The following is a 22194-nucleotide window of genomic DNA, read 5'->3' on the forward strand; positions in this document are numbered from 1 at the left end:
GGGAGGTCGCCCCCTCGCCTTGAGAGGAATTAAACCGAGGACCCTGTTTGGTTGGCTCGCTATTAGCGCATCCTCAACGAAGGCGTAGCTTCGGATAACGCTGGAATAACGGAGAATAACCATTATGGGTGAATTCTCTGGCTGACAACCACCATAAGTATTAGGATTTACGCCTTGCAGTGGAGCTCGTGATCTGGGGGAGAGCCGCGTATGGCCCACTATGCTGACGCAGTGCAAGATTATGCCAAACTGCACCTGCTGGGTGCGTTTGCACTAAAAACCGCGGACGACCGTGACTGCACGCCGAAAAACAAGAAGGCTCAGGCGATCCTCGCCATGCTTGCTCTTTCCCCGCGGGGCGCGCGAACGCGCGCCTGGCTTCGCAACAAACTCTGGAGCGACAGCGATGAGCATCACTCCTCCAGTAGCCTGCGTCAGACATTGTTCGAACTCAAGAGAGCCCTTCGTGACGCAGCGGTCGATTTTCTCGAGTTCGACCGGCAAGCCGTGAGTGTCCGTTTGGACCGTGTATGGATCGATGTCAGGGCGCTGACAGACAATCCGGGTCGACTGGCGGAGAAACCGAACGCTGACGCGCTCAACTATGACCTCCTTGAGGGCATGGACATTAATGACGAGGAATTCGAAGACTGGCTTCTGATGGAGCGGTCCGCATGGCAGAAGAAACTTGAAAACTTTGCCAGCAGGATTGGTAGTCCGCCGCTGAACAACAATAGCCAGGGCCATGCGCCAGCGGTGCCATCCAAGAAGATGCAGATCGAGATCGGATTGCTGCCGAGCATCGTCCATGGCCAGAACTGCGGAATTCAGACCCTCGGCGATTTCATTACCGAATCGATTGTTACCAGTCTGGCCGAGTTCCAGAACCTCAAGCTCCTGGATTTCAGAATGGATTTCGGCGCGACAGCACTTATCGACCAGCGGAGTCAGGCCGACTTTCTGGTTCGCACCCGGGTGCTTGGCGTCGCTGACTCGGTCACGCTGACTTTCTTGGTCTACAGTGCAGATACGCTCTCGCTGCTCATGAGCCAGTCCGCACAGTTCCGCGTTCAGGAGATCGAACATGACGACATGGCGACCATCAATCACTTCATTGGTCAGAATATTGATCAGCTCGCCAAAACCGTCGAACGTTATTCCGGAAGGGTAACCGCTTTCCGTAATGACGGGCAAACCTTGGTCGGCTACAGCATCCTGAGTGGAATGTTCAACCTCGACGATCAAAAGTACCGCGACTCGGTCAATCTCCTCGAGCGTTTGTCAGCCGATAACGGGAACAGCCTGTTCAAGGCTCTGTTAGCATATTCAGCATCATTTGCTCTGGGCGAGAATCTAGGAAGGATCGACCAGGCGAGTCTTGAAATGGTCGAGAAGCTTGCCAGCGATACACTCCAAGCAAACCCCTTCAATTCCATAGCACTCGCCTGCTTGGGACATGTCCATGGCTACGTATTTAACCGCCATGAGTTCGCGGCCGATCTTTTCAATCGCGCCGTCCGCCTGAACCCGATGCAGGCATTCGTGTGGGACCATCTCGCGCTACACAGACTGTACACAGGCGACCTCAAGGGTGCTCAGACAGCGTCGGAACGTGCGGTCTACCTGGGGACATACAGCCCGATTAACTACACCTATGAGACCACGTCCTGCATGATCTCCACACTATCCGGAGATCATCGCCGTGCTGTCCATCTCGGTTTCCGGGCGCTTGCAAAGCAGCCCAACTTCAATGCGGCCATCCGCTATTCACTGGTCTCGTGCGGCCACCTCGGAGCTCAATCGCAAGCCCAAGATCTCCTGAACCGCATGCTTCAGGCGGACCCTGACTTCGTTGACCCGGAGGTTCAGCGTAGCCGTTTCCGGCTTCCGATCCCTCACGCCTGTGACCTTGTGTTGGATGGCATCAAGAAAGCTTTTGATTTTTGATTAGGAGGACGGCTTTGAAAACCCCCTTTGAATTACTCTCCCGCTGCTCATTTGCGGTTTCGACAACCGGACTGGTCCTGAAGCACGGCGACGCAGATCACTCGACTGCCGTCTTCGATGGTTTCGAGGCTGGGTTTACTGTAGGAGGCGGGGCGCTCAGCGCGATGCTTTCGCTGAACAGGAGTTCCCGCAACACACTCAATCGCAATCGCAACAGGAACAGGAACAGAAATCGAAATCGAAACCAGAATTCACGACTCGGATCGATCGACGCAGGTTATCGACTAGACCTAGAGCCGTGGAAGGAGCGCAGGCTGCTCTACTCGATGGAGCAACGATGGGCTGCACTCCCGTTGAGGCCGCCGCCCTCCCCTGAGGTTCTCAGGCGCGAATGCATCGAACTCCTTAGGAAACAATATCTTCGAACGCTTCCGGAAAACCTCGGACGGCTCGAGGAAATCCTCGCCGAGAACACTATGGACCTCAGCGCCTATTTGCGTCCACTCGGCATTGAAGAAAAGGATGGCTATGACGCGACCGTTGGCCTCTTGCTTCTGGTTCTGCTGATCTGTGATGAAATCGGCATGCGCTACAAGGAGCGCTTCGCGGCCGCTCGACCGAACATCACCGATCCCCGGTTGCGTCCCTATCTGCCCAATCCCGCCCATGCGTCTTATCCAAGCAACCACTCGTTCCAGTCCTTTGCGATCGCATTCGTCATTTCGAGGGTGATTCCAGAGCACCCGGCAAGCTCGGAATTGTTCAAGAGTGCCCGCCGAATTGCAGAAAATCGGGAATGGGCTGGGCTCCACTATCGCTCCGACAGCGACGCCGGACATGACCTGGCGAGAATGCTGATGCCGATCCTTGAGGTAGTGTGTGAGGAGCAAATGCTTGCCGCACAAAAGGAGTGGATCTAGGCCATGCACAAGATCGAGATGACACAAAGCACGCTTGGACGCGAAGCCTATCAGGACTACCCGGCGCTATGGCATCTGGACACTATAGGCGTTCTGCCAGCGCTCATCGAGGCAGGCGGACAGGACAACACTTATCGGGATGAGCGGAAGACCCGGGTAGCAATCATCGATACCTCAGTTGCAGTCGGTCACCCCTGCTTACGTGGAGCAGTCAACCGGAAGCTCGCAATCGACTTTTTTTCAAACAGACTCGGAGCATTCCCGTATTACGAGAGTTCGATTCGAGTTGACGACATTGTTTTGAACGCACGAACCGCAGCAGCAAACGATCTGCCCGAATGCGGCGTATTGCTGAACGAGATCCTTGACCGCCTGTCCCCGAATAGTCTCCCCCTCATCAACGGTGTTGAGGCAACCGCGTCGCCGGTCTTTTCAACGCACGGCACCGCAATCGCTGGTTTGGTCGCGGGACGCCCAACCATCGTCGAAATCGCAGAGGAGTATCTGGGACACGGCGCACGCGACGTTGAATTCCCGCTTCCCTACTCTGGCGTCGACCCGTTCTGCGAAGTCGTGCCGATTTCGACCAACTTCGACACGGATCCTGAACAGCTCATTTTCGCATTCCTGTATGCCGAACTGATCGACGCTGACGTCATTTTGTTGCCGCGCAGTATTCCGGATCCGTATCGCACGCTACCTCAAATCGAGAATGTGGACGTGAAGGGTCATTCGCTCGTAGATCTTGTGTCGGTGTGCGAGATCTCCCCGAGGGAGAAGCTTTTGTGGAGTGAATTGGCCCAGTTGATCATCAACATCTCGCTGAACAGACCGATCATCTGCGCGGCCGGGAACAATCGGGAGGAACAGCCGATCTATCCGGCAAACCTAGCAACTGAGCACAATGGGATCATATCCGTTGGCGCGGCTAACGCCAAAGGCATGATGTCGAGCTATTCGAAGGGCACGAATGCCACGGTCTTCGCACCAAGTAATGACGGCGAGGCCTACGATCGGGACGAAATACGCCTGGATACGCAAAATGCCCATTACGACCCCACGGGACTTCCGCCGTTAAATGACAATCGGAAATTTTCGCATTTCGAGATCATCACCACGGACGTCCCCGGCATACACGGCTACTCCTACAGCCCGTTCGCGAGCAATGAACCGAAAACAGGAATGCGTGAATTCGGCTCCTATTTCTGCCGTTTTGGCGGCACGTCCGCTGCTTCGGCGCTTGTCGCCGGCTTTGTTTCTCTGGGCTTTTCCCTCGGCAAACTGCAGAAGAGAAGCGACGGCGTCACAGCCAAAAGCTGGCTGTTGTCAAATACCGTGAAGATTCTGACGGACGAAGGTAGTTTCCTTTTGCCGAGCTGGAATGGAAAGGTCCATTTTCCCGACCTCTATGGCCTTTGATTCGTTGGCATCATCGCCGGCCGATCCGGCTCATCGAAACTCGTTGAGTCAAGCAGTAGAGCTCACCGGTAAACTGAGTACGAGGAGGTCTCCAGACATTTCTACTAGGCTTGCGCCGAACCGACTGTAGAGGGCCCTGGCGGCATGGTTGTCGCGTGAGACGACAAGATTGAGGCAATCCACTTTCCGCTCGCGCAGCACCGCCAGAATCCTGCGCATGATGACATCGCCGAGCCCCCGGCCCCGGCTTGAGGTAACGACGTAGATATCGAGAAGCATCGGCGCGGGAGACGCTACCAGTGAGACCCAGTAGTAGCCGAGGACACGGTTTTGCTGTTCCAACACCTCGATGTGATGCGCATCCGGACTGCGGATCGCCTTGGCAGTCCGATCCGCCATAACGGCGCCTTCCTCGAGAGTGGCGGCACGCCCTTTTGTGATGCCGAATGTCTCCAGCTGTGCCTCCGCGATCATGGATAGATCTTCCTCAATCGCGGGGCGCCAACTGAGATCAGCGAGGATGTCAGGCACGGCAGAGCAAGCCTTCCTCGACCAATGTTTGCGCTACAGCGAGGCCCGTCTCCTCGTCCAAGCCCATCTTCTCGGCAAGATCAGCGGGTGTCACGGTTGGTTTCTCGGCCAACCACTGCAAGCCATTCCGCTGGTTAGCCGGGAATGACGCCGTCTTTTCGCCAATAACGAGATAGGCTCGGTTATCGCGTTGCGCGATTTGCAAATGACTGCCCGCCACCTTTTTGAGCTTGTCGTGGAAACCCAAGCAAGCGCCGCGCTCGACAATTTCGCGAAGCCGCCCGGGGGCAGGCAGCACGTCTTCATCACCATGGGACGAAACCATGATCCGGGCGATTGTAGAGAGGGCCTTCTCGTTGGCCAATTGCTTCATGGCCTTGCACACGGATCGTACCTGCATTGGGAGATCACACGACATGGCAGACGGCAGAACCGGCTCTCGGAGGATGCTGTCTGGAGGCAGTATCTGCTGCAATGCAGAGTGAACAATGTCGATCCAGCGATAGGACGAAACGCCAAGCGCGACGTGAACCGAGTAGGCAATTGAGACTGGTGCATGAATTTCGCCGCGCGGCAAGTAAAGGCAATCGCCGGGGCTCAGTTCGGCTAATTGCGTCATTGCGCCGACCGGATCCACTCCCGGACGAAAACGTTCACCCCCGAGCGGGCGCGGATTGTTCATGTTGGCGAAGAGGGGCCAACGTTTGGAGCCGGCAATCTGCAGCACAAAGAGGTCATGCGTGTCCCAGTGCGGCGGAGTGCTTTGGTTGTCGGGTGGCGTCAGGTAGACATTGGCCTGAACGGGGCAGCCAAACAGCTTCTCTGCGGCAACTCGCAGCCGATTGAGGCCGGGTAGCCAGTAATGCGCAGCCCGCAGGATGATCGTCACGCCTTTCCCATGTAGATCGTAGACGCGTCGTGGCGATACCAGCCCGTTTTCGCAATACGCGCTCTTGTCCAGCGGTTTCTGATCATGCGCCATATCGAAATTGCCAAGCGGCAGCCGCGTATTGGAAATCACATTTTCCAGTTCGGAAAGGGTTACGCAGCCGTTGAATGTGCCGGAACCGCGGCCGGTTACAAGGTGAGTGCACCTATTCCAGTTCTCCGTCCAGAACGTCTCCAGTGGCGTGTCGCCAAGGAGCAAGGACGCAAGCGCATGTTGGTTTAACTGGTCCATATTTCATACTCCTTCCTCACTGCATTCCAGTTCTTCCAGGGAATCGACCAGCTTGCTTAGGGCATGGGCCACCAGCAGGCGATCGGGCATATTGTGCTTGAAGGACGGACAGGCCGCCTGCCCCTCGTTCCAGCTCTTGGGACAGGCGCCTCCGCAAACGGGCAGCATCGGACATTTCGAACAGCCATAACTGCCGTCGGCTACGTCTGCGTTGAAGACTCCGAACCGGTTGACCGATCGGTTCACGTCATCGTGCTGCAAGGTTCCGATTCGGTGACGGTTCGGTGAGCCATAGGCATCGACATAAGGAGTTTCGGTGCAGTTAAAGATATTTCCATAGGCATCGATGACTTCGCTATCGGGCTGAACAGCCATGCAGACGATTTTCTTTCTTGTCGGCAAAAGCCCCATGGAGAAGCCGCGGGACATTGCATAGACGGTCCAATCAAGCTCGTTTCGGGCATAGGTCTCCGGTGCCAGCGCTAGGTCCGAGGCTGCGTTGCCCCAGTCGTGGATGGGTGCGAAATAGACATTGATCCGGCCCGCGAGGCCGGCGTCGGCAAGGACGTCGATCAGTTGCTCGACGCTGTGGGCGTTGCGCGCATCGACGTTGCAGCGGATCCTCAGCGCCAGCGGCAAATCCGGCTGACGAGCGACATCGATGAGATTGGCAAGAATCCGATCGAACGACGGCCCGCCGGTCTTGAAGAACCGGCGCGCGTCATGCTCTCGCGCCGGTCCGTCGAGCGTGATTTCGGCGCTTTGTACATTGTGCTCGGTGGCAAGTTCACGGGCCGTCGCAACATCAAGCTTGACGCCGTTCGTGACGATATGGGCGGAATAGTCGGCGCCGTGACGGGATGCGATCTCTTTCAGGCAGGGGCTTAAGGCGCGAAGCGAGGCAAGGCCAGCAAGGGGTTCTGCGCCGAACCAGCCGACATGAAGGAGGTCATAGCGCCTGTTCCTGAGTTTCCGCTCGATACGCTCGAGAATACGTTTCTGATTCGCCTCATCGAGCCGCCGCCGCGAATGCGTCTGACCGCAGTAAGTACAGCCGAGCTGGCAGAAGGCCGAGGGCTGGATGACCTGATAGAGGCGGGTCGTTTTTGAAATGGCAGCATCGTTCTCCCTCAAGACCTCGGCGAGCTCGCCCGTCCTGTCACCGACCAGCAGATTCGCCTCTATAAGGCGCTCTATCGCAGGGGCCGGAACTCTGCTGAACCTACCCTTACACAAGTCTTCCCAGAGTGTGGCGTCGAACCTGAAAATCCTGCCTGACCGGGTGGCGAGCACCAGCCGATGCACGCGTTCGCTTCCACGTTCGACAAATGCTTCGCTGGCGACGACGTATCGCGAGAGGGCAAGGCCCGGCTGATCGCTTTGCGCGGAATGGACAGTCATCACATCCTCCGATGTCTCGGCATCGGCCTTTCCGGGCCTGCCGCATACTCGACGGATCGAAACGATCGGGCCCTCAGACAGGAAAATCCAATCGTCCCGATGGTTCAGGGAGCCCACCGCCCGGGAGGCAAGGCGGTGGGAGTGCAGCCGTTAAACGGGCTGCGTTAGCGGATCGCGCCGCGCAAGGCGTTGATCAGGGCAAGCCCCTTCTCTGCGTCGGAGCCGATATCCGGAGCGCCACAGACGTTATTCTTGTCGAAAAAGGCCCGGGCGCTTTCCAGCGAGGCAATCCCGCCGACCTCGGGGGTCGCGCAAACGTTGTTCTTGTCGAAGAACGCACGTGTGGCTTCCGCTGCACCGGCGACCTCGGCAAGCTCATAGGGACCCATCGAATCGACACGGGTAAGGGCGGCACCGATCTCGATATTGGCCTTTTTTAGCAGGGCGCGGACACGTTCTTTCTTTTCGGTTTCAACTGGCATGATCTTTCTCCTCTTCCTTTTGTCCTCACCGAACGAGGGTGAGCGGGAGGGACCATGCGACAGCCAGTGTTATAGCGCCGACAGTCGAGCGTTAGCCCTGCGTCATTTTCAGAACTTTTCTTGGCGACGCCTATTAGGACGCAAAAGATCTGGCGTTGCGCACCTGAGAACAGCGGTCAGTTCGGTCGCTCCGGGCCACTGCGTTTTCCCCGGCGCTCAACAAGGGTACATGGCAGCTAGGTTGGAAGACCGAGTTCGATCTCTACGCTTGGGACTTTGCCGACCGCGTGCTCACCGTTGCCCAAGGGGCCGGAGCAAGAATGAAGCCGAAAGATCCACTTGCAAGACGGCTGGTGTCAGGAGTCCACCTCCACCGTTGGCTCGCGATCCGGCAAGTACTCCAAAGGGCAGCAATCTGCCACCCGCGATAGGTTTGATCCACGCCGGCGCGTTGTTTGTATTTGGATGCAGTGCCGGAGACGATCGAAGCTTTGCATCGATCCACGGGAAACGGGATGAATTTCGCCAGCTGCTGCAGCCCACGGACGGATCCGGCAGAGAGCGGCATGCCATCCGCGCTCCGCAGGCGGAAAGTCACCTGCCCCGTAGACAGCGCTCAAGCTCCGATGAGCATGAGCACACTCAGGATCGCTAATTCGAGGGCAGGTGCGGTCCGACCGCACGATCGAGCACTCACACCATGCCAGGCACGAAATCCGTCCGAGGGGGGCAAATTGCGGTATTCCGCTGCCCGAGGCGATGCAGCAGTCGTTGCACAAGCTGGTCACGCAGGCGGCGAGCACGTAATAGGGCAGAGTGGCGAGGCTAATCGTCTAAGTCGCCGGAACGCGACGCAGAAGCCCTACGTAAGCGATCGTTTCATCGCACCCCCTGCGCACCACGGCGCCATTCTTCTGCTCGACAAAGGCCTGGTCGTTCTTGCGGTAGGGGCGGCAGCGCGTGAAGACGATGTTGGCGGCGTCACAATAGGCCTTCAGCGTCTCGTTCATGAAGACCGTGTCGTTGTCCGTATCCAGGCCGAGAAGCGCGAAGGGCAGTTGCTTGCGCAATTCTGTGAGGACACTGCTCAATAGCGTCTGCTCGCGAACCAGCAGCGGCGCACATTCCGTCCAGCCGGTCGCGATGTCGGTGAGCACAAGGGTTTGGATGAAGCTGCCGCGAGCCGAAGGGCCGCAATGGGCGACGAGATCCGCCTCAACGAAGCCTGGCGCCGGATCGTCCCAATCCGCCGACGTCCTAATGGGAATGCTCCGTCGCAGGGCGTGCGCCGCCGGCCGCCGTCGTGAACGTCCCAAACCCTCTCGGATCGGTCCCAACGTCCTGTCGATCGTGGCCGCGCTCATCGCCAGCAATTTGCCACGGACCTCAAGCGCGAGGGTTTTCATGGCAAATCTCCCGTTTGATTGACCGCCCCAGGCGAACGCCGGGAGCAGCCCGCAAAATCCTACGCCTGCATCGTGTGGCGAACAACACAAAGCGTCCGAAGTATCGAAGATACGACCCCGCGATTTCGCCAGACGGCAGCTTTTTTGGGAAGGGTCACGGCCGCCAACCCAAGCGACACGGCCTCTTTCACCATAGACGACTAGGATTTCCATGCCTTTATGATAAGCGACGGCATGTCGAACTCGATCTTGCCGCCATTGATCACAAAGGGCCTGAGCGCCGTCTCCGACTCCTTCAGAAGCACCTCGAACTGTTGGTCAGTCAGCACGCCACCGAGCGTCCACACGCAAGCGCGTTCCGTCGACACCAGCGCATCGATCGATTTGAAGCGGACTTTTCCGTTGCGTTGCACGATCTCCGCTCCCATAAGACCCGCTTGCCTGCAGATTTCTTGCAGCCGCCCAACATCGCCGAGACTGAAGGGTGCGCGGAAGGCGTCTCCCACCGCCTTCCCGAACAGCCGATCGAGCAACAGGGCAAAGGCGTGGTAACCCGGCGAGTTCTCAACCGCATGGCACACGGCGACCGCCAACCGCCCGCCCGGCCTCAGGACTCGCATCATCTCGGCGAGTGCCTTCGACTTGTCCTCGAAGAACATGAAGCCGAACTGGCTCACGACGACGTCGAAGCCATTGTCCGGAAAAGGCAGCGCCTCGGCTTTTCCTTCCAGCCATTCGATCTGTCCGGGCTTACGACGCGCAACCGCCAGCATGTCCGGATTGGCATCAAGCCCGACCACGGAACCCGATGGGCCGGCGATCGCCGCTGCGGCGAGCGCAAGAGCGCCGGTGCCGCAGGCCACGTCAAGCACCCGATCGCCCTTTTGCACCGCGGCTTCGGCGGCGACGACCGGTCCCCATTGGACGAACAGCGCCGGTACGAAATGGGCATCGTAGATCTCGGCCGGACTGCGCTCTTCCTCAAGCGTCATCATTGTCCTTCTCCGCCCTCGTCTTCCATCTCCGGCACATTCGGTAGATATGCCAGCGCACACAGGCTATGCTGCGGAATGGCGCAGGCCCATGACCATACGTCTTTGTCGCTTGTCGCATCGTCCATGGTGCGTGATGCGGGGCGGTCGATCGACGCTTCGGCCACGATGCAGCCGCCCGCCGCATGCGCGACGCGGGGCACGGATCCGCTTTCCGATGTCCTGCGCGCCGTCAGGCTGACGGGGGCGCTCTTTTTCCTGGTGGATGCGTCTTTTCCTTGGGGCGTAGAGGTGCCGCGTGCGGAAGCGTTCTCCTCCATCGTCCTACCGCGCGCGCAACATATCGTCTCGTACCACATTATCCTGAAGGGCGCGGGCTGGGCCAGCATCCGCGGCGTCGCATCCACCTGGTTCGAGGCGGGCGATGTGCTGGTGCTTCCGCATGGCGATCCTTATTCGATGCTCAGCGAACCCGGCCAGCCGCCGGAATTCGACGTCGAAGCGACGATGCACTTTCTCCGAGACATGGCGGGGGGCAGGCTGCCGTTCGTGACCAGGGAAGGCGGCGGCGGCGAGCCTCGCAGCGAATTTGTCTGCGGTTTCCTCGGATGCGACATGCAGCCGTTCAATCCCGTGCTCTCCACTCTGCCGCCCCTCTTGCAGATCAAGCGGCCTTGCAATGGGAGCGAGGATCTCTTGAGCCGCCTCATCGATCTGACGCTTGCCGAGGCGCGTCGGCCGCGACTCGGCGGCGAGTCCATCCGGCTGAGATTGAGCGAACTGGTTTTCGTCGAGGTGATGCGCCGGTACTTGGAGACCCTGCCAGCCCACGAGACGGGCTGGCTTTCAGGTTTGCGCGACCCTTGGATCGGCAAGGTTCTGGTGATGCTCCACGAGCAACCCGCGTATCCGTGGACGCTCAACGAACTAGCGAGCCGTACCTGCATGTCGCGCGCAGCGCTGGCGGCACGCTTCACCCATCTCGTCGGCCACGCGCCGATGCAGTATCTGACGCTCTGGCGTATGCAGATCGCCGCGCGCCTTCTTGCCGACAGCTCGATGAAGGTGGCAGCGGTGGGCCGTGAAATCGGCTACGAATCCGAAGCGGCCTTCAGCCGGGCGTTCAAGAGGACCGTGGGCATCTCACCCGCCGCATCGCGGGGAAATGCCGCTGCATCCCGCCGCGCCTGAGAATGCCGCTCGGACTTCCGCCGCAGTCTCTCGACCGTCCGCCCTGGAGACCATGCCCTCCTTTGCCTTCCGATCAATGTCGGCAACGCGAACTTTCCACCCGCTCGGCCTCATCCGGAATTCGCCAGCGCCTCGACCAAGCGGACAAATGTCCGTCGGACACGGGCGTCCTTTATTTTTGTGAAAGACCGGTTGAGAGCTATGCCCTCGGACGAGGTTAAAAACTGAGCGATTTCTTCGCTTTCCTCACTGCCGTCTTTTTGCGGTTGTGCCGATACATCCGGCCCCTGTTGGAAGAAGAAGGCAACGGGCACGCCAAGGATATTCGCTATGGCCTGCAACCGGCTCGACCCAACGCGATTGGTGCCCTTCTCGTATTTCTGGACTTGCTGAAATGTGACGCCGAGCCCCTCCGCCAGGGCAGATTGGCTCATCCCCATTAGAACGCGCTGCAGGCGAATGCGACTGCCAACATGGACATCGATGGCATGCGGAGTCTTCTGCTTAGGCTGATCGAGCATCGTTACCTCTTTTGAAGCCGGTCATTTGGGGTGGGGATGTCGTTCTCGACGGAAGCCGGTGAACCGTCTTGCCTGTTCATCGCGATGTCCGTAATGGTTGTACGCGATGATTCCTGAAACTACTTTTGATTGCCCTATGACATAACCTCTGTCATGGCGTCAATCGAAAAAGTTATGTCATAGGATGTGTTTTTGAAATGAGGCGCGGATACATTCGTCTGTCAAAGGCTGGGCCTTCTCTTGAGGATCAGCAAAAGGCACTAGCGAGTGCTGGCATCGACGATTTCTCGGAGTACGGGCCGGTCTATGTTGACGTGATCCCTAAACACAACCAGCCGACGCTGCCGCAGCGGCTTGAGGCGATCCGCAGCCTGGAAGCGGGTGACGAACTGGTGGTCGCAAGCGCTTCGCGTCTTGGCACATCCACTGGCGACGTGCTGGATGCAATGAAGGCAATAGGCGACCAAAGGGCTGCACTCTTCGATGCCGAAACCGGCGAAACCGTCATCTGGCACCCTGACGCTGCGAAGGTGATCGAGTTCGCACGTCGTGCTGAAGGCGAGAACCGCAGAGAGATCGCAGCAAAAATGCGCCGGGCAAGGGTTACGTCCGGAAAAGTAGGTGGCGCGCCAGAGAGATTCGGAGCGGAAGCCTTAGCCGAGGCAGAGAAGCTGTGGGCTGATCCAAAGCTCTCGTCCAGCGAGGTGGCGCGCCTAACAGGGATCAACGTCCGTACGCTTTATCGACGCCTTGGTGACCGGGGCGGAAAAAAATTCGGTTCCGAACAAGGTGGATGAGTGCTTAGCACGGTGTGCGAGGCGCAGTGAGTCTAGCGTCGCTCCGGAAGTAGCGCGACGCCGCCTCCGTCCGGTTGCGCACGTTCATCTTCTTGTAGATGTTGCGGGCATGCACCCTGACGGTGTTTTCGGAAAGCTTGAGACGATCGGCGATGATCTTGTTCTGCGTGCCCACGCAGATGAGATCGAGAATCTGGGTCTCGCGCATCGTCAGGCGGCCTTGGCCAAAGTCGGCCTCGCGTTCCAAATCGGTGTTTTCCGAACACGATTGTTTTCGCGCGTCAGGGCCTCCCCCTGCGAGACCTCTCGGCGCTACGCGCCGAAGCAAAGCGGCGGGAAAATGCTCGCCGCCCTTCATCAAGAGATCGATGGCGGCAAGGCATACGTCGAGATTGAGATTAAGGGGCAGCACGCCGTGAACCAACCCTTCATCGACAAATCCCGCGATTGACGAGTCGAGCTCGTCCGCATTCTGCACCATCAGGCCGATCGCGGCCTTCGGATGGAACTCGTGGATCGTCCTCATGATCGATGGAAATGCTGCCGTCGGCAGGCGGTAGAGCATGACCAGGCTTACGTCGACAAGATTGCCGCCCAGGAGACCGTCGGCATCGGAAAGGCTTACTATGTCTTGATCTTGAAAACGCGTGCTGATCGCCTGCGTCAGACATTCGGCGAACAGGTCGGTCTTCGCGAGCATTACAATCTTGCTTTTCTTCGGCAATGCCCTGTTGTTATCTTCAAAATTGCCGATGGTCGAGTTCGTGCGGTACATTTGTCCCTCCTTGGCATTCCTTTTTTGCTGGCTCTGTGTCGCTGCCTTACTGTGTTAATTTTCTACCTAAAGCATTGCGTAGATAATTTGCGAAAAATGCTTAATTTGATGATCCAGCGTGGACAAAAATAGCTAAGCGGTCACTCAATACTTGGCTCCACTTATGCTCTATCAATACGACCAACGAACGCCATTGTCATTATCGCGCAGTCCCGATAATTATCGCGCCGTTCATTTCTACTCAAAATGGACTAGCTCAGATCGGCGTCAAACAGGGTACAGCGCCGGCGCGGGCAGGCCATTGACGGCAAGGCGCCGTCCGGCAGTAAGGCGAGAAACCAAGGAACGGCAACGAAAGGAGCCTGGGACCGGGGTTGCACCGGCGGACCCGGTCCCAGTCAGGAGGCGGGAAGGACGAGGAGGTCCGACGCAAGCGGCCCAGCGCGACGGTTCTCCAGCCGTCTGGTGGCTGAAACGAACGAGAGGTTCACTTGCGTGGTCGGCCGTCTTCGCAAATTGGGACGTCCGTTGAGCAGCCTCCCAGGGCGCCGCCGCCCACCACCCCGGTGTCCAGCCGAGACCTCCGGCGCGCCAAAGGCCGGCCGCTAACTCTTTTGTGTAGCTTTCGGCCACTGCGCCCAGGCGTTTACAATCCGCGCGCGAAATGGCGGAGAGGGGGCCATGCACTATCGCCCGCAAAAGAGGTCGCTGCTTTTCACGGCACCTGGACTGGTGATCGGCGCGCTCGCGGTCGGGTCTGCCGGCGGCATGAGCGTGAGCCCTGCCGACGTTCTTGCGCTGATCGAGAAGCCTCACCTTCTCATCGCCGTTCTGTTTGTTTGCAGCGCGACAACCAAGATGAGACGAAGCGTCAATCAAGATGAGACTCGGCAGCAGCGGTGGAACGCAGAGAGGGCGTAGCCCGAACGGAGTTCTACCGCTGCTGGCGCGCCGATTCATCTGGTGATTGCGGTTCGACCGGTACCTTGGGTTCTTCGAAGAACGGGGAACCACCTTTGTGCCAGGTCGTCACATAACCGATCATCAGATGAGGCTTTTCATGAAGTTACGACAAGAGCACAGGGTTGAGGTCGCCGCCGCGAAGGCGTCGCTCAGCAGAGCAACGGCCTATCGCATCGAGAAGAACGCGCAACTGCCATCACAAGTGAAGAAGCCGCGCGGCCGTCGGCGTCCCGATCCACTCGCCGACATCTTCGATGCCGAGGTCGCGCCGCTGCTGAAGGCGGCACCTGGCATTCGCCCAGTCGCCGTCTTCGAGGAGATGTTGCGCCGCCATCCCGACCTCAGCGAAGGCGTTCGCCGGACAATGGAACGGCGGATCCGTGCCTGGCGGGCCATCAATGGCGACGAGCAGGAAGTCATCTTTCGCCAGGTTCATGAGCCTGGCCGACTGGGGCTTTCCGACTTCACCAACATGAACGAACTGGGGATCACGATCGCAGGCCAGCCGCTCGATCACCTGCTTTATCACTTCCGGCTCGCCTATTCCGGCTTCGAACACGCCCACGTCGTCCTCGGTGGCGAAAGCTTCGTGGCGCTGGCCGAAGGCAATAGGGCGAGCGTCGCCGTGGGGCCGTGGCTTCCGACGCCTGCCCCGGAACCGCCGAAGCAATTCGACGCGGCTGACCAGCTGCGCATCGTCATGGGCTCCAGTTTCACCATTCAGCCGCTCCTCAACAAGAGCGAGGCGCGGGTGTTCAAGGCGCTCGACCGCATCGTAATCGGTTGCAATCCTGCCTGGCAGGTGATGGCGCAGGTTTCGTTGGGCGAGGTGCTCCGCAGCAAGGATGCCGACGCCTACCGTTGCATCAACTCGAAGCGGGTCGACCTGCTGCTGGTCGACGGTGACTGCCAGCCACGGCATGCCATCGAGTACCAGGGCGGCGCGCATCATCAGGGCGCCGCGGCCGCGCGCGATGCCGTCAAGAAGGAGGCACTCCGACGCGCCGGGATCGGCTATCACGAGGTCGTGGCCGGCCAAACGACTCCCTCCGAGCTCAGGCGATTGGTTGAAAAGCTCGTGGACAAGCCGAATGTCAGCTAGCGCCCTGCCCCGCCAACTCAGCTGGTGCACCGCCGCTCTGCCCGCACCGAAGCCGCCACGGAGACCGGCGCGATCGGGCCTGCCCGACGCGCGAATGCGGATCGAGGGACTGATTGATGCCTGAATCGCCGGTTGCCTCCAACATGACATTGGATTTCGCGGCGGTTCGGGAGAACCTGTTTCCGGCCAGTCATGAAGCGATCGGCGACTGGCTTACCTTCCCCTGGCATCGTGACCGAACTAACAAAATCCAGGCCCACAAGGTCCATTCGTCGCAAGCCATCGCCATCGATGTGTTCGGCACGCTCAAGATGAGCATTGACCGCGATCGCGTCCTCGATGCCATCGCCCGGCATGTGGGTGTATCACCTGGCGGCCCCTGGTCGATAGCTCTCGAGTGGACCGATACCGACCGACTGTTGGGCGAACCGCGGCCGACCCAAGTCGACGCCCTTGCGATTGGGTCAAAGGCGGCACTGATCATCGAATGCAAATTCACCGAGCCGGGCGGGAAATGCAGCCAGGCCAGCGGGTCACGCACCAGGCAGCCGCAGTGCAATGGCAACTACATCGAGCAGGCCAACCCCGGCAGCGGCGTGCGTTCCCGGTGCACCCTTGCAGGCAAGGGGATCCGCTACTGGGACTATATCCCAAAGGTCTTCGCACTCGACCCGGCGGCCAACTACGCACCCTGCCCTTTTGCCGGCGACGCGTATCAATGGATGCGCAACGTGGTGCTGGCGGCTGCGATCGGCGAGCACTGGAACCTCAAAGCCGCCGCCGTTGGCGCCTTCGCCGACCACCCGAGTTTTCCGACGGCACGGAAGGCGAGACGCGGCCTGCTTGATCCGAGCCTCGGCGGTCAAGCCACAATCACGCCAATCTCCTATCAGGAGATCATCGCCATGGCGTGCCACGTTGGCCTGGATCAGCAGCTTTGGAACGACCTTGCTGCATGGGTCGAACAAAAGATCGCGAAGGCTTCACTGCGCTTTGATAGTGCCACCACCGCCAACTAGCGGGCGCGCAGTGTCAGTACACTCCAAGTGCCCACCTCCACGTTCCGCATGGCTTGGCTACCGCGGACATTGCGCCTCAGCGGGTTTCTTGGCCAGACACCAGTGGTGCCACCTCGCTATTCGACATCAAATCGTTCAAGCATCGCCTTGAACCAAAGGTTCTGTGCAAGAAGCTGTTCAGCCAGCAACCTCTTGAGGCGTTTGTTGTCTGCATCCAGGGCGGCAAGCTCGTCGAGGGAGATGGGATTTTCTACAGTCCCGCTCTGCGCCTTTCGATCCTCGTGCCGAGCCTTCGAGTCGTACGCGATCGCCTGGGCGGCGGCACGCTTGGCGCGCTTTCGAGGAGTGCCGGTAGATGTCGTTCGAGGCTGCGATGCCGGTTGGCTCTTCTGTCCTTGGCCATTCACTTCGGCCGGATGATCGGCCTCGTGGGGCTTCGGGATTTCGACCTCTGCGCCGTTGGTAAATGCTGTCGCTGCTCGCGCAACGTCGACATCGTCGGCGCGATCGTAGACAGACTCTGCATTGATCGGATCAGCCGGCTTGGTTTCACCCGGGTCGGGCGTTCCAGGTGGTTCATTTGAATTGAACAGATGCGGCGCCGTATCTTCCACTTCGCGGGCCAAAGCCTTGAGATCTGTGTCTCCCCAGATTGAGTTCGTCTGGGCTTTTGGCAGTCGTCGTCCCGACTTGAATTCGACAACGAATCTCCGTTGTGGCGTCTTCATCTACTTTCGATCCCAAAGCGTGAAAAATTCTACGCCGATTTGGCGCCGCTGCATTCCTACTGGCGCACCAATACAGCCCCTCCTCGCGCGCTTCAACTGCTCGCCCTGGCGCGCCGTTCACCCGGCAAGAGGCGGGGAACGGCAGCGCTTCGTTTGCCGCGACAATGCCAATGGGGAGCAAAGATCAGCTTGTGGCTAACACGAAGGACGCCGAAGAAAGGGTCGCCCCGCGCAACCCGGACTAGTCGAGACCGAGCCTCTTGCGCAGTTCGGCATTTTCCGCTCGCAGCTTCTCCGCCAGCAGCTTGCGGAGTCTCCGGTTTTCCTCTTCGAGCTGGACAAGATCTGCCAACTCATCGCCGGCCGGTAGGGGTTTGGTGCTCTTCGTGTCCTTTTGCTCGACAGGTTTCGCAGCGCCTTTCCAATGGTAGTAGGTTTGCTCTGAAATGCCGGCGCTCTTGATAGCATCCTTGAGAGTGTTGCCTCCGGTGACTCGCGTCGCGATCAGCTTGAGCTTCTCGCTTTTCTCTTGCTCGGTATAGCCCCTGCGTTTAGCGGCCGACGTCTTTGATTGAACTGGTTCGGAAGCCGCCTTCTGAGGCTGTGACGACCTCCGCTTCTTAGCCATTGGTGCTTTCACTTCTGCTTCCGTCGCTACAGCCGCAGCAACCGGTCCCGCATTACTCTCGTCAGCCATCAGCAATTCCCTCCTTTAGTCATCGCCTGTTTTCGGCTGAGTGTTCCACAGAGTCAACACAACCATGAGAGTCCTGCTTCACGGAACGTTGAGGCCTGGGCTGGGCCCAGAGCTTGACTGCGACGGTGAAAGGCTCCCAACGCTCACCTGGAATAAACGCCGCCCTGCCCACGATCCCCCAAGTTGACGATCGTGGCGACCCCTACAGATTGGCGCAGGTTCGGCTCGAGCACGATTATGATACCGCGGGTTACCGCCTTCTCGAAATCACGCCCGTCACGGCTAAGGCGTCGGCGACGGGCTTCGCCGCCAAGCAAGGACGGCGCAAGTGCGCGTTTATTGGGAACGCCACCAAGCTCACGAAATGTCGAACCGCCCAAGCATCTTCTTTAGCTGAACGTTCTGCAGATGAAGCTTTTCAGCCAATTGGGTCCTCAGCATTTTGATTTCTTCATCGAGTGTTCCCACTTCCTGGTAGAACACGTCACGTGAAGATGAGGGCTGCGAGCTTTGATGCTTTGGGGCGACGGCGCTCCTTCCAGCCACGCGGGCATCGGCTCTCTTTTCACGTCCTCGACGCTTCAGCCGCGGTTTGCTCTGCGACTTTGCGCTCGCTGGGTTTCCGGAATCAACGACTTCGCCTCGTCATCCGATTGGCCGGCTTCGTCTCGCGCAGTTGTTCGGGCCCCTTCAGCATCGATCAGCGATTTCAACGCATGCGCGGCATCGCCATGACCTTTCGCCTTATCCGATGCGAGCGACCCTTGATCAGCCGAGCCGTCCTCATCGTGGGCAAGTGGACTGGCAGCTACCGTCGAACTGGCTGGATGCGTGGACGAATCCACTTCTCTCTCGAGATCCTTGGGTTCGTTGTCATCCCCGATCGAACTCCCTTGCGCTTCCGCCGGTGGTCGCCGCGATGTCAATCGGGCAATGAATTTCCACGGTGTCTTCATAGTGTCCCACCTTGAGCGTGCCGGCCTACGATCCTGCTGCAGCGGTTGCTTTCTCACACCTTTTGAGACTGCAACACCGCCGCGGGAAGGAGCCAGCGCAAACCTGCCTGCCGCGGCCTGTGCGGCCTATCAAGCTCTGTACCGATCAAACGCCGTCAGCCTTTTGACCGGTGGGTCGGCCTCTTCCCACCGGTAGATCTCTGACCTCAGGAAAGCGAGCTCCGCGGCGAGCTGCTCCTGCGATAGCTGCCGCTCTCCTCCAAAAGCCGGGCCATACCCTCGTCATCGAGTTGCGTCTGCCGCCGCAGCTTCAAGGGTCCTCGCAGCTTTACGACGACGTCATCCCCTGGCTCAGGCGGCGAGGAAAACATATCCAGCTGAGATGTCATCGGCCTCCAGTGTCCTCAGGCTTCGGGCGCACCACTAAGGTGCGGATCATGCGTCAGGATAGAAACCGAGGGTGACTCTGGCAATGCGAATGAGGTCGGCAGAACCGGACACACAAGCCAAAATGCCCGTAAAATCTGTTGAAAAGACACACCGAGCCTCCGGCACCGCTCTCTGGCTACGGCGCGCTCGAGGGTCGCTCGCGAGCGGCTTCGCTACCACCTAACCACACCACCTGTGGGGACGCGACCCAGTCAATCGATAGATGATGGGTTGTGCAAGGTTGGAGTTGACCGTTTTCGATGGCGAGGCGACACTTCTGCAGCAAGACAGGAGGAAAAATAATGGCCGAGCCAGACCACTGGCGCCACATGGCAAAAAATCGGCAGTCGGATCCTCGTCCGATCCGCCCGTCCGAAGCGGCTGAAGGCGTTGCTGCCCGTCCTTGCACAGTCCTGCCGAACGCAGTGCCCTTTCGATCACCGCCTGAATGTCTCCTTGTCGATCCGGCTGTGATCGGCCGGCTGCATGTCTGGTCGGGCGGGACCTGGTGTAGTCAGCTCTTGCCCGCCGACCCTGGATCGACGGGGTCAGGCCCCACGAGCGGGCCATATAGAGGGTAGAGGAGATTCCTGCGTCCAGCATGTAAGGCGCGGCGTGTCCGTAACCCGATGCTACGTCGTGTGGTGTCCCATGGCCAATGCCCTCTATGAGGTAAAGGTCGATCGCGTCCCTGCCGGATCGGTCGCGCCAGGCCAGCCTTTTGTGCCCGAAAGGCTGACTTGCACAGACCTGAGAAGCAGCGCACCATTATAAATAGTAAAACGTTCCGTCTACTGCTCCGTTCGAGGACACTTTCCCGTCGGCGATCGGGCATTAATCGGCATCAACGAGTGCGGCGGCAAGTCTGAACGGAGTTTCGAGATGGACACGTTGACGCGTGACAGACCAGTCTTGGCTGCAGACCGCCCGACGCAAGCAGGCTCGGCCGTCTCGATAGCGGCTCAATCGCCGTTGCCGAACGAGGACGAGGACTTGGGGAGCGAAGCATTCCGAGCGATCGATCGGATGCGTGAGGCTCTGAGTGCAATGGCGACGGGAGGTCTTTCACCTGCCGCATTGGCTCTCGCCTTCTTCGACTGGTCGATCCACCTCGCATCGGCTCCGGGCAAGCGCATGGAACTTGCCGACAAGGCAGCGCGGAACTGGGGCCAGCTACTGACTTACATGGCTGAAGCCGCCACGCGTCCGGACGCGCCGCCCTGCATTCAGGCACCGCCGGGAGACAACCGGTTTCGCGCGGAGGGCTGGCAAAAGCAACCCTACACGGTCTGGGCTCAGGCGTTCTTGTTGTACCAGCAGTGGTGGCACAATGTTACGCGCAACGTCCCCGGCATGACACCGCACCACGAGGACGTCGTCTCCTTCACGGCACGTCAGCTGCTGGACATGTTCTCCCCGTCCAACATTCCTTTCGCCAACCCGGAAGTAATCCACAAGGCAATGGAGACGGGCGGGGCGAACTTCGCGCAGGGAATCCGCAACTGGCTCGAAGACGCCGGCCGGCTGGCCATGAGGCAGCCCCCGGTCGGGACCGAAGCGTTCCGCGTAGGACGAGATATCGCGGCGACGCCCGGAAAGGTCGTCTACCGAAACCACCTGATCGAGCTGATCCAGTATAATTCCGCGACGGAGAACGTCCTGGCCGAGCCGATCCTGATCGTGCCGGCCTGGATCATGAAATACTACATCCTCGACCTTTCACCGCATAATTCGCTCGTCCGCTATCTCGTGTCGCGAGGCCACACCGTATTTTGCCTTTCCTGGCGCAATCCGACCGCGAAGGACCGCGACCTCACTCTCGACGATTATCGGCGGCTGGGAATCATGGCCGCACTCGATGCCGTCAGCGCCATTGTTCCTGAACGCAAGATCCATGCAACGGGCTACTGCCTAGGAGGGACGCTTGTGGCGATCGCGGCGGCCGCCATGGCGCGCGCCGAGGACAAGCGATTGGCATCCGTTACGCTGTTTGCCGCGCAGACGGACTTCTCCGAACCTGGTGAACTGGCGCGCTTTATCGACCATAGCCAGATGCACTATCTCGAGAGCATGATGTGGAGCAGTGGCTGTCTCTCCGCAGATCAGATGGCGGGCGCATTTCAACTGCTGCGCACCAACGATCTCGTGTGGTCACGCCTCGTCCACGACTATCTGATCGGTGAGCGCACCGCCATGAGCGATCTCATGGCGTGGAATGCCGACCCGACCCATATGCCCTACAGGATGCACGCGGAATATCTGCAGCGCCTCTATCTCGACAACGAACTTGCCTCCGGCCGTTTCATCGTTGACGGGCGCCCGGCTCACCTTCAGAACATCCGCGTTCCCATGTTCGTCGTCGGGACGGAGCGAGATCATGTCGCACCTTGGCACTCGGTCTACAAGATACATTATCTCACCGATACCGACGTCACCTTTGTGTTGACAAGCGGGGGCCACAACGCCGGCATCGTCTCCGAACCAGACCATCCCGGCAGACGTTTTCACATCGCATTGACGCGCGAGATCGATTCTGGTGTCAGTGCGGAGGAATGGGCCGCAGCAGCCTTATCGAAGGACGGCTCATGGTGGCCGGATTGGGTCGATTGGCTCGCCAGCCATTCCGCGCCGGAACGGGTGGCACCCCCGGACATCGGCGCTGCCAAGGATGGCTATCCGCCGATCGATGATGCGCCCGGCACTTATGTGCATCAGCGATAAAGCTATTTTTCAGGTGG

At 59.2% G+C, this 22194-nt stretch carries 16 protein-coding genes and 7 pseudogenes; 10 read left to right on the forward strand and 13 right to left on the reverse strand.

Features of this window, described 5'->3' with window-relative positions; genetic code table 11:
* The first annotated feature begins 210 nt into the window (after window positions 1–210).
* The 3 genes from EKH55_RS18565 to EKH55_RS18575 all read left to right on the forward strand — a co-directional run bounded on the left by EKH55_RS18565 (window position 211) and on the right by EKH55_RS18575 (window position 4286).
* Window positions 211–1947 (forward strand): transcriptional regulator, encoded by a 1737-nt coding sequence (locus EKH55_RS18565; RefSeq protein WP_151612300.1) that lies wholly within the window; start codon window positions 211–213, stop codon window positions 1945–1947.
* Window positions 1948–2423: 476 nt separating this feature from the next.
* Window positions 2424–2867 carry a phosphatase PAP2 family protein gene (locus EKH55_RS29630; RefSeq protein WP_210249919.1) on the forward strand — a complete coding sequence of 148 codons (444 nt, stop codon included), beginning with the start codon at window positions 2424–2426 and terminating at the stop codon, window positions 2865–2867.
* Between the two features lie 3 nt (window positions 2868–2870).
* A complete protein-coding gene (locus EKH55_RS18575; protein ID WP_210249920.1) occupies window positions 2871–4286 on the forward strand; it encodes a S8 family serine peptidase in 1416 nt (471 codons plus the stop codon).
* Between the two features lie 48 nt (window positions 4287–4334).
* On the opposite strand, the gene EKH55_RS18580 is transcribed toward EKH55_RS18575, so the two are convergent.
* The 4 genes from EKH55_RS18580 to EKH55_RS18595 form a co-directional block, all read right to left on the reverse strand.
* Entirely contained in the window at window positions 4335–4760 is a 426-nt protein-coding gene (locus tag EKH55_RS18580; protein ID WP_151612304.1) for a GNAT family N-acetyltransferase, read from the reverse strand.
* Window positions 4761–4809: 49 nt separating this feature from the next.
* Entirely contained in the window at window positions 4810–5997 is a 1188-nt protein-coding gene (locus tag EKH55_RS18585; RefSeq protein ID WP_151612305.1) for a JmjC domain-containing protein, read from the reverse strand.
* A gap of 3 nt (window positions 5998–6000) precedes the next feature.
* Window positions 6001–7398, reverse strand: a complete 1398-nt coding sequence (locus EKH55_RS18590; protein WP_151612307.1) for a radical SAM/SPASM domain-containing protein — start codon at window positions 7396–7398, stop codon at window positions 6001–6003.
* A gap of 164 nt (window positions 7399–7562) precedes the next feature.
* The gene (locus tag EKH55_RS18595; RefSeq protein WP_151612309.1) at window positions 7563–7880 is read right to left on the reverse strand and encodes a hypothetical protein; all 318 of its coding nucleotides are present in this window, start codon (window positions 7878–7880) and stop codon (window positions 7563–7565) included.
* Window positions 7881–8609: 729 nt separating this feature from the next.
* Between EKH55_RS18595 and EKH55_RS18605 the strand changes: the two are divergent.
* Window positions 8610–8687, forward strand: a pseudogene (locus EKH55_RS18605) (integrase); the annotation flags it as partial.
* Window positions 8688–8770: 83 nt separating this feature from the next.
* On the opposite strand, the pseudogene EKH55_RS18610 reads toward EKH55_RS18605, so the two are convergent.
* Window positions 8771–9277, reverse strand: a pseudogene (locus EKH55_RS18610) (ISNCY family transposase); the annotation flags it as partial.
* Between the two features lie 209 nt (window positions 9278–9486).
* On the reverse strand, window positions 9487–10281 hold the full coding sequence (locus EKH55_RS18615; protein WP_151612312.1) for a class I SAM-dependent methyltransferase: 795 nt from the start codon (window positions 10279–10281) through the stop codon (window positions 9487–9489).
* 75 nt (window positions 10282–10356) lie between these two features.
* Between EKH55_RS18615 and EKH55_RS18620 the strand changes: the two genes are divergently transcribed.
* Window positions 10357–11469, forward strand: coding sequence for an AraC family transcriptional regulator (locus EKH55_RS18620; RefSeq protein ID WP_246231915.1), 1113 nt, complete (start codon window positions 10357–10359; stop codon window positions 11467–11469).
* A gap of 110 nt (window positions 11470–11579) precedes the next feature.
* Here EKH55_RS18620 and EKH55_RS18625 read toward each other — a convergent pair whose 3' ends face one another.
* Window positions 11580–11990, reverse strand: a complete 411-nt coding sequence (locus tag EKH55_RS18625) for a helix-turn-helix domain-containing protein (RefSeq protein WP_151612313.1) — start codon at window positions 11988–11990, stop codon at window positions 11580–11582.
* A gap of 197 nt (window positions 11991–12187) precedes the next feature.
* On the opposite strand from EKH55_RS18625, the gene EKH55_RS18630 reads away from it, so the two are divergent.
* Entirely contained in the window at window positions 12188–12787 is a 600-nt protein-coding gene (locus tag EKH55_RS18630; RefSeq protein WP_151612315.1) for a recombinase family protein, read from the forward strand.
* Window positions 12788–12791: 4 nt separating this feature from the next.
* Here EKH55_RS18630 and EKH55_RS18635 read toward each other — a convergent pair whose 3' ends face one another.
* On the reverse strand, window positions 12792–13562 hold the full coding sequence (locus tag EKH55_RS18635) for a helix-turn-helix transcriptional regulator (RefSeq protein ID WP_151612317.1): 771 nt from the start codon (window positions 13560–13562) through the stop codon (window positions 12792–12794).
* A gap of 1018 nt (window positions 13563–14580) precedes the next feature.
* Here EKH55_RS18635 and EKH55_RS18645 point away from each other — a divergent pair.
* The 3 genes and pseudogenes from EKH55_RS18645 to EKH55_RS18655 form a co-directional block, all read left to right on the forward strand.
* A pseudogene (locus EKH55_RS18645) lies at window positions 14581–15132 on the forward strand (IS21 family transposase); the annotation flags it as partial.
* A gap of 12 nt (window positions 15133–15144) precedes the next feature.
* A pseudogene (locus tag EKH55_RS18650) lies at window positions 15145–15627 on the forward strand (DUF2726 domain-containing protein); the annotation flags it as partial.
* Window positions 15628–15770: 143 nt separating this feature from the next.
* A complete protein-coding gene (locus EKH55_RS18655; protein ID WP_192803870.1) occupies window positions 15771–16646 on the forward strand; it encodes a PGN_0703 family putative restriction endonuclease in 876 nt (291 codons plus the stop codon).
* A 116-nt stretch (window positions 16647–16762) separates the two neighbouring features.
* Here EKH55_RS18655 and EKH55_RS18660 read toward each other — a convergent pair whose 3' ends face one another.
* From EKH55_RS18660 to EKH55_RS30290, 5 genes and pseudogenes are all read right to left on the reverse strand, one after another.
* The gene (locus tag EKH55_RS18660) at window positions 16763–17374 is read right to left on the reverse strand and encodes a hypothetical protein (RefSeq protein WP_151612323.1); all 612 of its coding nucleotides are present in this window, start codon (window positions 17372–17374) and stop codon (window positions 16763–16765) included.
* A 241-nt stretch (window positions 17375–17615) separates the two neighbouring features.
* A complete protein-coding gene (locus tag EKH55_RS18665; protein ID WP_151612325.1) occupies window positions 17616–18071 on the reverse strand; it encodes a transposase in 456 nt (151 codons plus the stop codon).
* Between the two features lie 357 nt (window positions 18072–18428).
* Window positions 18429–19027: pseudogene (locus EKH55_RS18670) on the reverse strand (hypothetical protein).
* Between the two features lie 129 nt (window positions 19028–19156).
* A pseudogene (locus EKH55_RS29790) lies at window positions 19157–19264 on the reverse strand (3'-5' exonuclease); the annotation flags it as partial.
* A gap of 594 nt (window positions 19265–19858) precedes the next feature.
* Window positions 19859–20185, reverse strand: a pseudogene (locus EKH55_RS30290) (extracellular catalytic domain type 1 short-chain-length polyhydroxyalkanoate depolymerase); the annotation flags it as partial.
* A 153-nt stretch (window positions 20186–20338) separates the two neighbouring features.
* Between EKH55_RS30290 and EKH55_RS18685 the strand changes: the two are divergent.
* Complete coding sequence (locus EKH55_RS18685) at window positions 20339–22177, forward strand: PHA/PHB synthase family protein (protein ID WP_151612327.1); 1839 nt, start codon at window positions 20339–20341, stop codon at window positions 22175–22177.
* The last annotated feature ends 17 nt before the right edge of the window (window positions 22178–22194 follow it).

Source organism: Sinorhizobium alkalisoli, assembly GCF_008932245.1.
Classification (GTDB): Bacteria; Pseudomonadota; Alphaproteobacteria; order Rhizobiales; family Rhizobiaceae; genus Sinorhizobium; species Sinorhizobium alkalisoli.

What these genes read in the sequence shown, in the direction of transcription:
- EKH55_RS18615 (WP_151612312.1), bottom strand. Translation starts at nt 10,281, where the DNA reads ATGATGACGCTTGAGGAAGAGCGCAGTCCGGCCGAGATCTACGATGCC.
- EKH55_RS18585 (WP_151612305.1), bottom strand. Translation starts at nt 5,997, where the DNA reads ATGGACCAGTTAAACCAACATGCGCTTGCGTCCTTGCTCCTTGGCGAC.
- EKH55_RS18660 (WP_151612323.1), bottom strand. Translation starts at nt 17,374, where the DNA reads ATGAAGACGCCACAACGGAGATTCGTTGTCGAATTCAAGTCGGGACGA.
- EKH55_RS18620 (WP_246231915.1), top strand. Translation starts at nt 10,357, where the DNA reads ATGGCGCAGGCCCATGACCATACGTCTTTGTCGCTTGTCGCATCGTCC.
- EKH55_RS18565 (WP_151612300.1), top strand. Translation starts at nt 211, where the DNA reads ATGGCCCACTATGCTGACGCAGTGCAAGATTATGCCAAACTGCACCTG.
- EKH55_RS18595 (WP_151612309.1), bottom strand. Translation starts at nt 7,880, where the DNA reads ATGCCAGTTGAAACCGAAAAGAAAGAACGTGTCCGCGCCCTGCTAAAA.
- EKH55_RS18575 (WP_210249920.1), top strand. Translation starts at nt 2,871, where the DNA reads ATGCACAAGATCGAGATGACACAAAGCACGCTTGGACGCGAAGCCTAT.
- EKH55_RS29630 (WP_210249919.1), top strand. Translation starts at nt 2,424, where the DNA reads ATGGACCTCAGCGCCTATTTGCGTCCACTCGGCATTGAAGAAAAGGAT.
- EKH55_RS18580 (WP_151612304.1), bottom strand. Translation starts at nt 4,760, where the DNA reads ATGATCGCGGAGGCACAGCTGGAGACATTCGGCATCACAAAAGGGCGT.
- EKH55_RS18625 (WP_151612313.1), bottom strand. Translation starts at nt 11,990, where the DNA reads ATGCTCGATCAGCCTAAGCAGAAGACTCCGCATGCCATCGATGTCCAT.
- EKH55_RS18685 (WP_151612327.1), top strand. Translation starts at nt 20,339, where the DNA reads ATGGACACGTTGACGCGTGACAGACCAGTCTTGGCTGCAGACCGCCCG.
- EKH55_RS18590 (WP_151612307.1), bottom strand. Translation starts at nt 7,398, where the DNA reads ATGACTGTCCATTCCGCGCAAAGCGATCAGCCGGGCCTTGCCCTCTCG.
- EKH55_RS18630 (WP_151612315.1), top strand. Translation starts at nt 12,188, where the DNA reads ATGAGGCGCGGATACATTCGTCTGTCAAAGGCTGGGCCTTCTCTTGAG.
- EKH55_RS18655 (WP_192803870.1), top strand. Translation starts at nt 15,771, where the DNA reads ATGACATTGGATTTCGCGGCGGTTCGGGAGAACCTGTTTCCGGCCAGT.
- EKH55_RS18635 (WP_151612317.1), bottom strand. Translation starts at nt 13,562, where the DNA reads ATGTACCGCACGAACTCGACCATCGGCAATTTTGAAGATAACAACAGG.
- EKH55_RS18665 (WP_151612325.1), bottom strand. Translation starts at nt 18,071, where the DNA reads ATGGCTGACGAGAGTAATGCGGGACCGGTTGCTGCGGCTGTAGCGACG.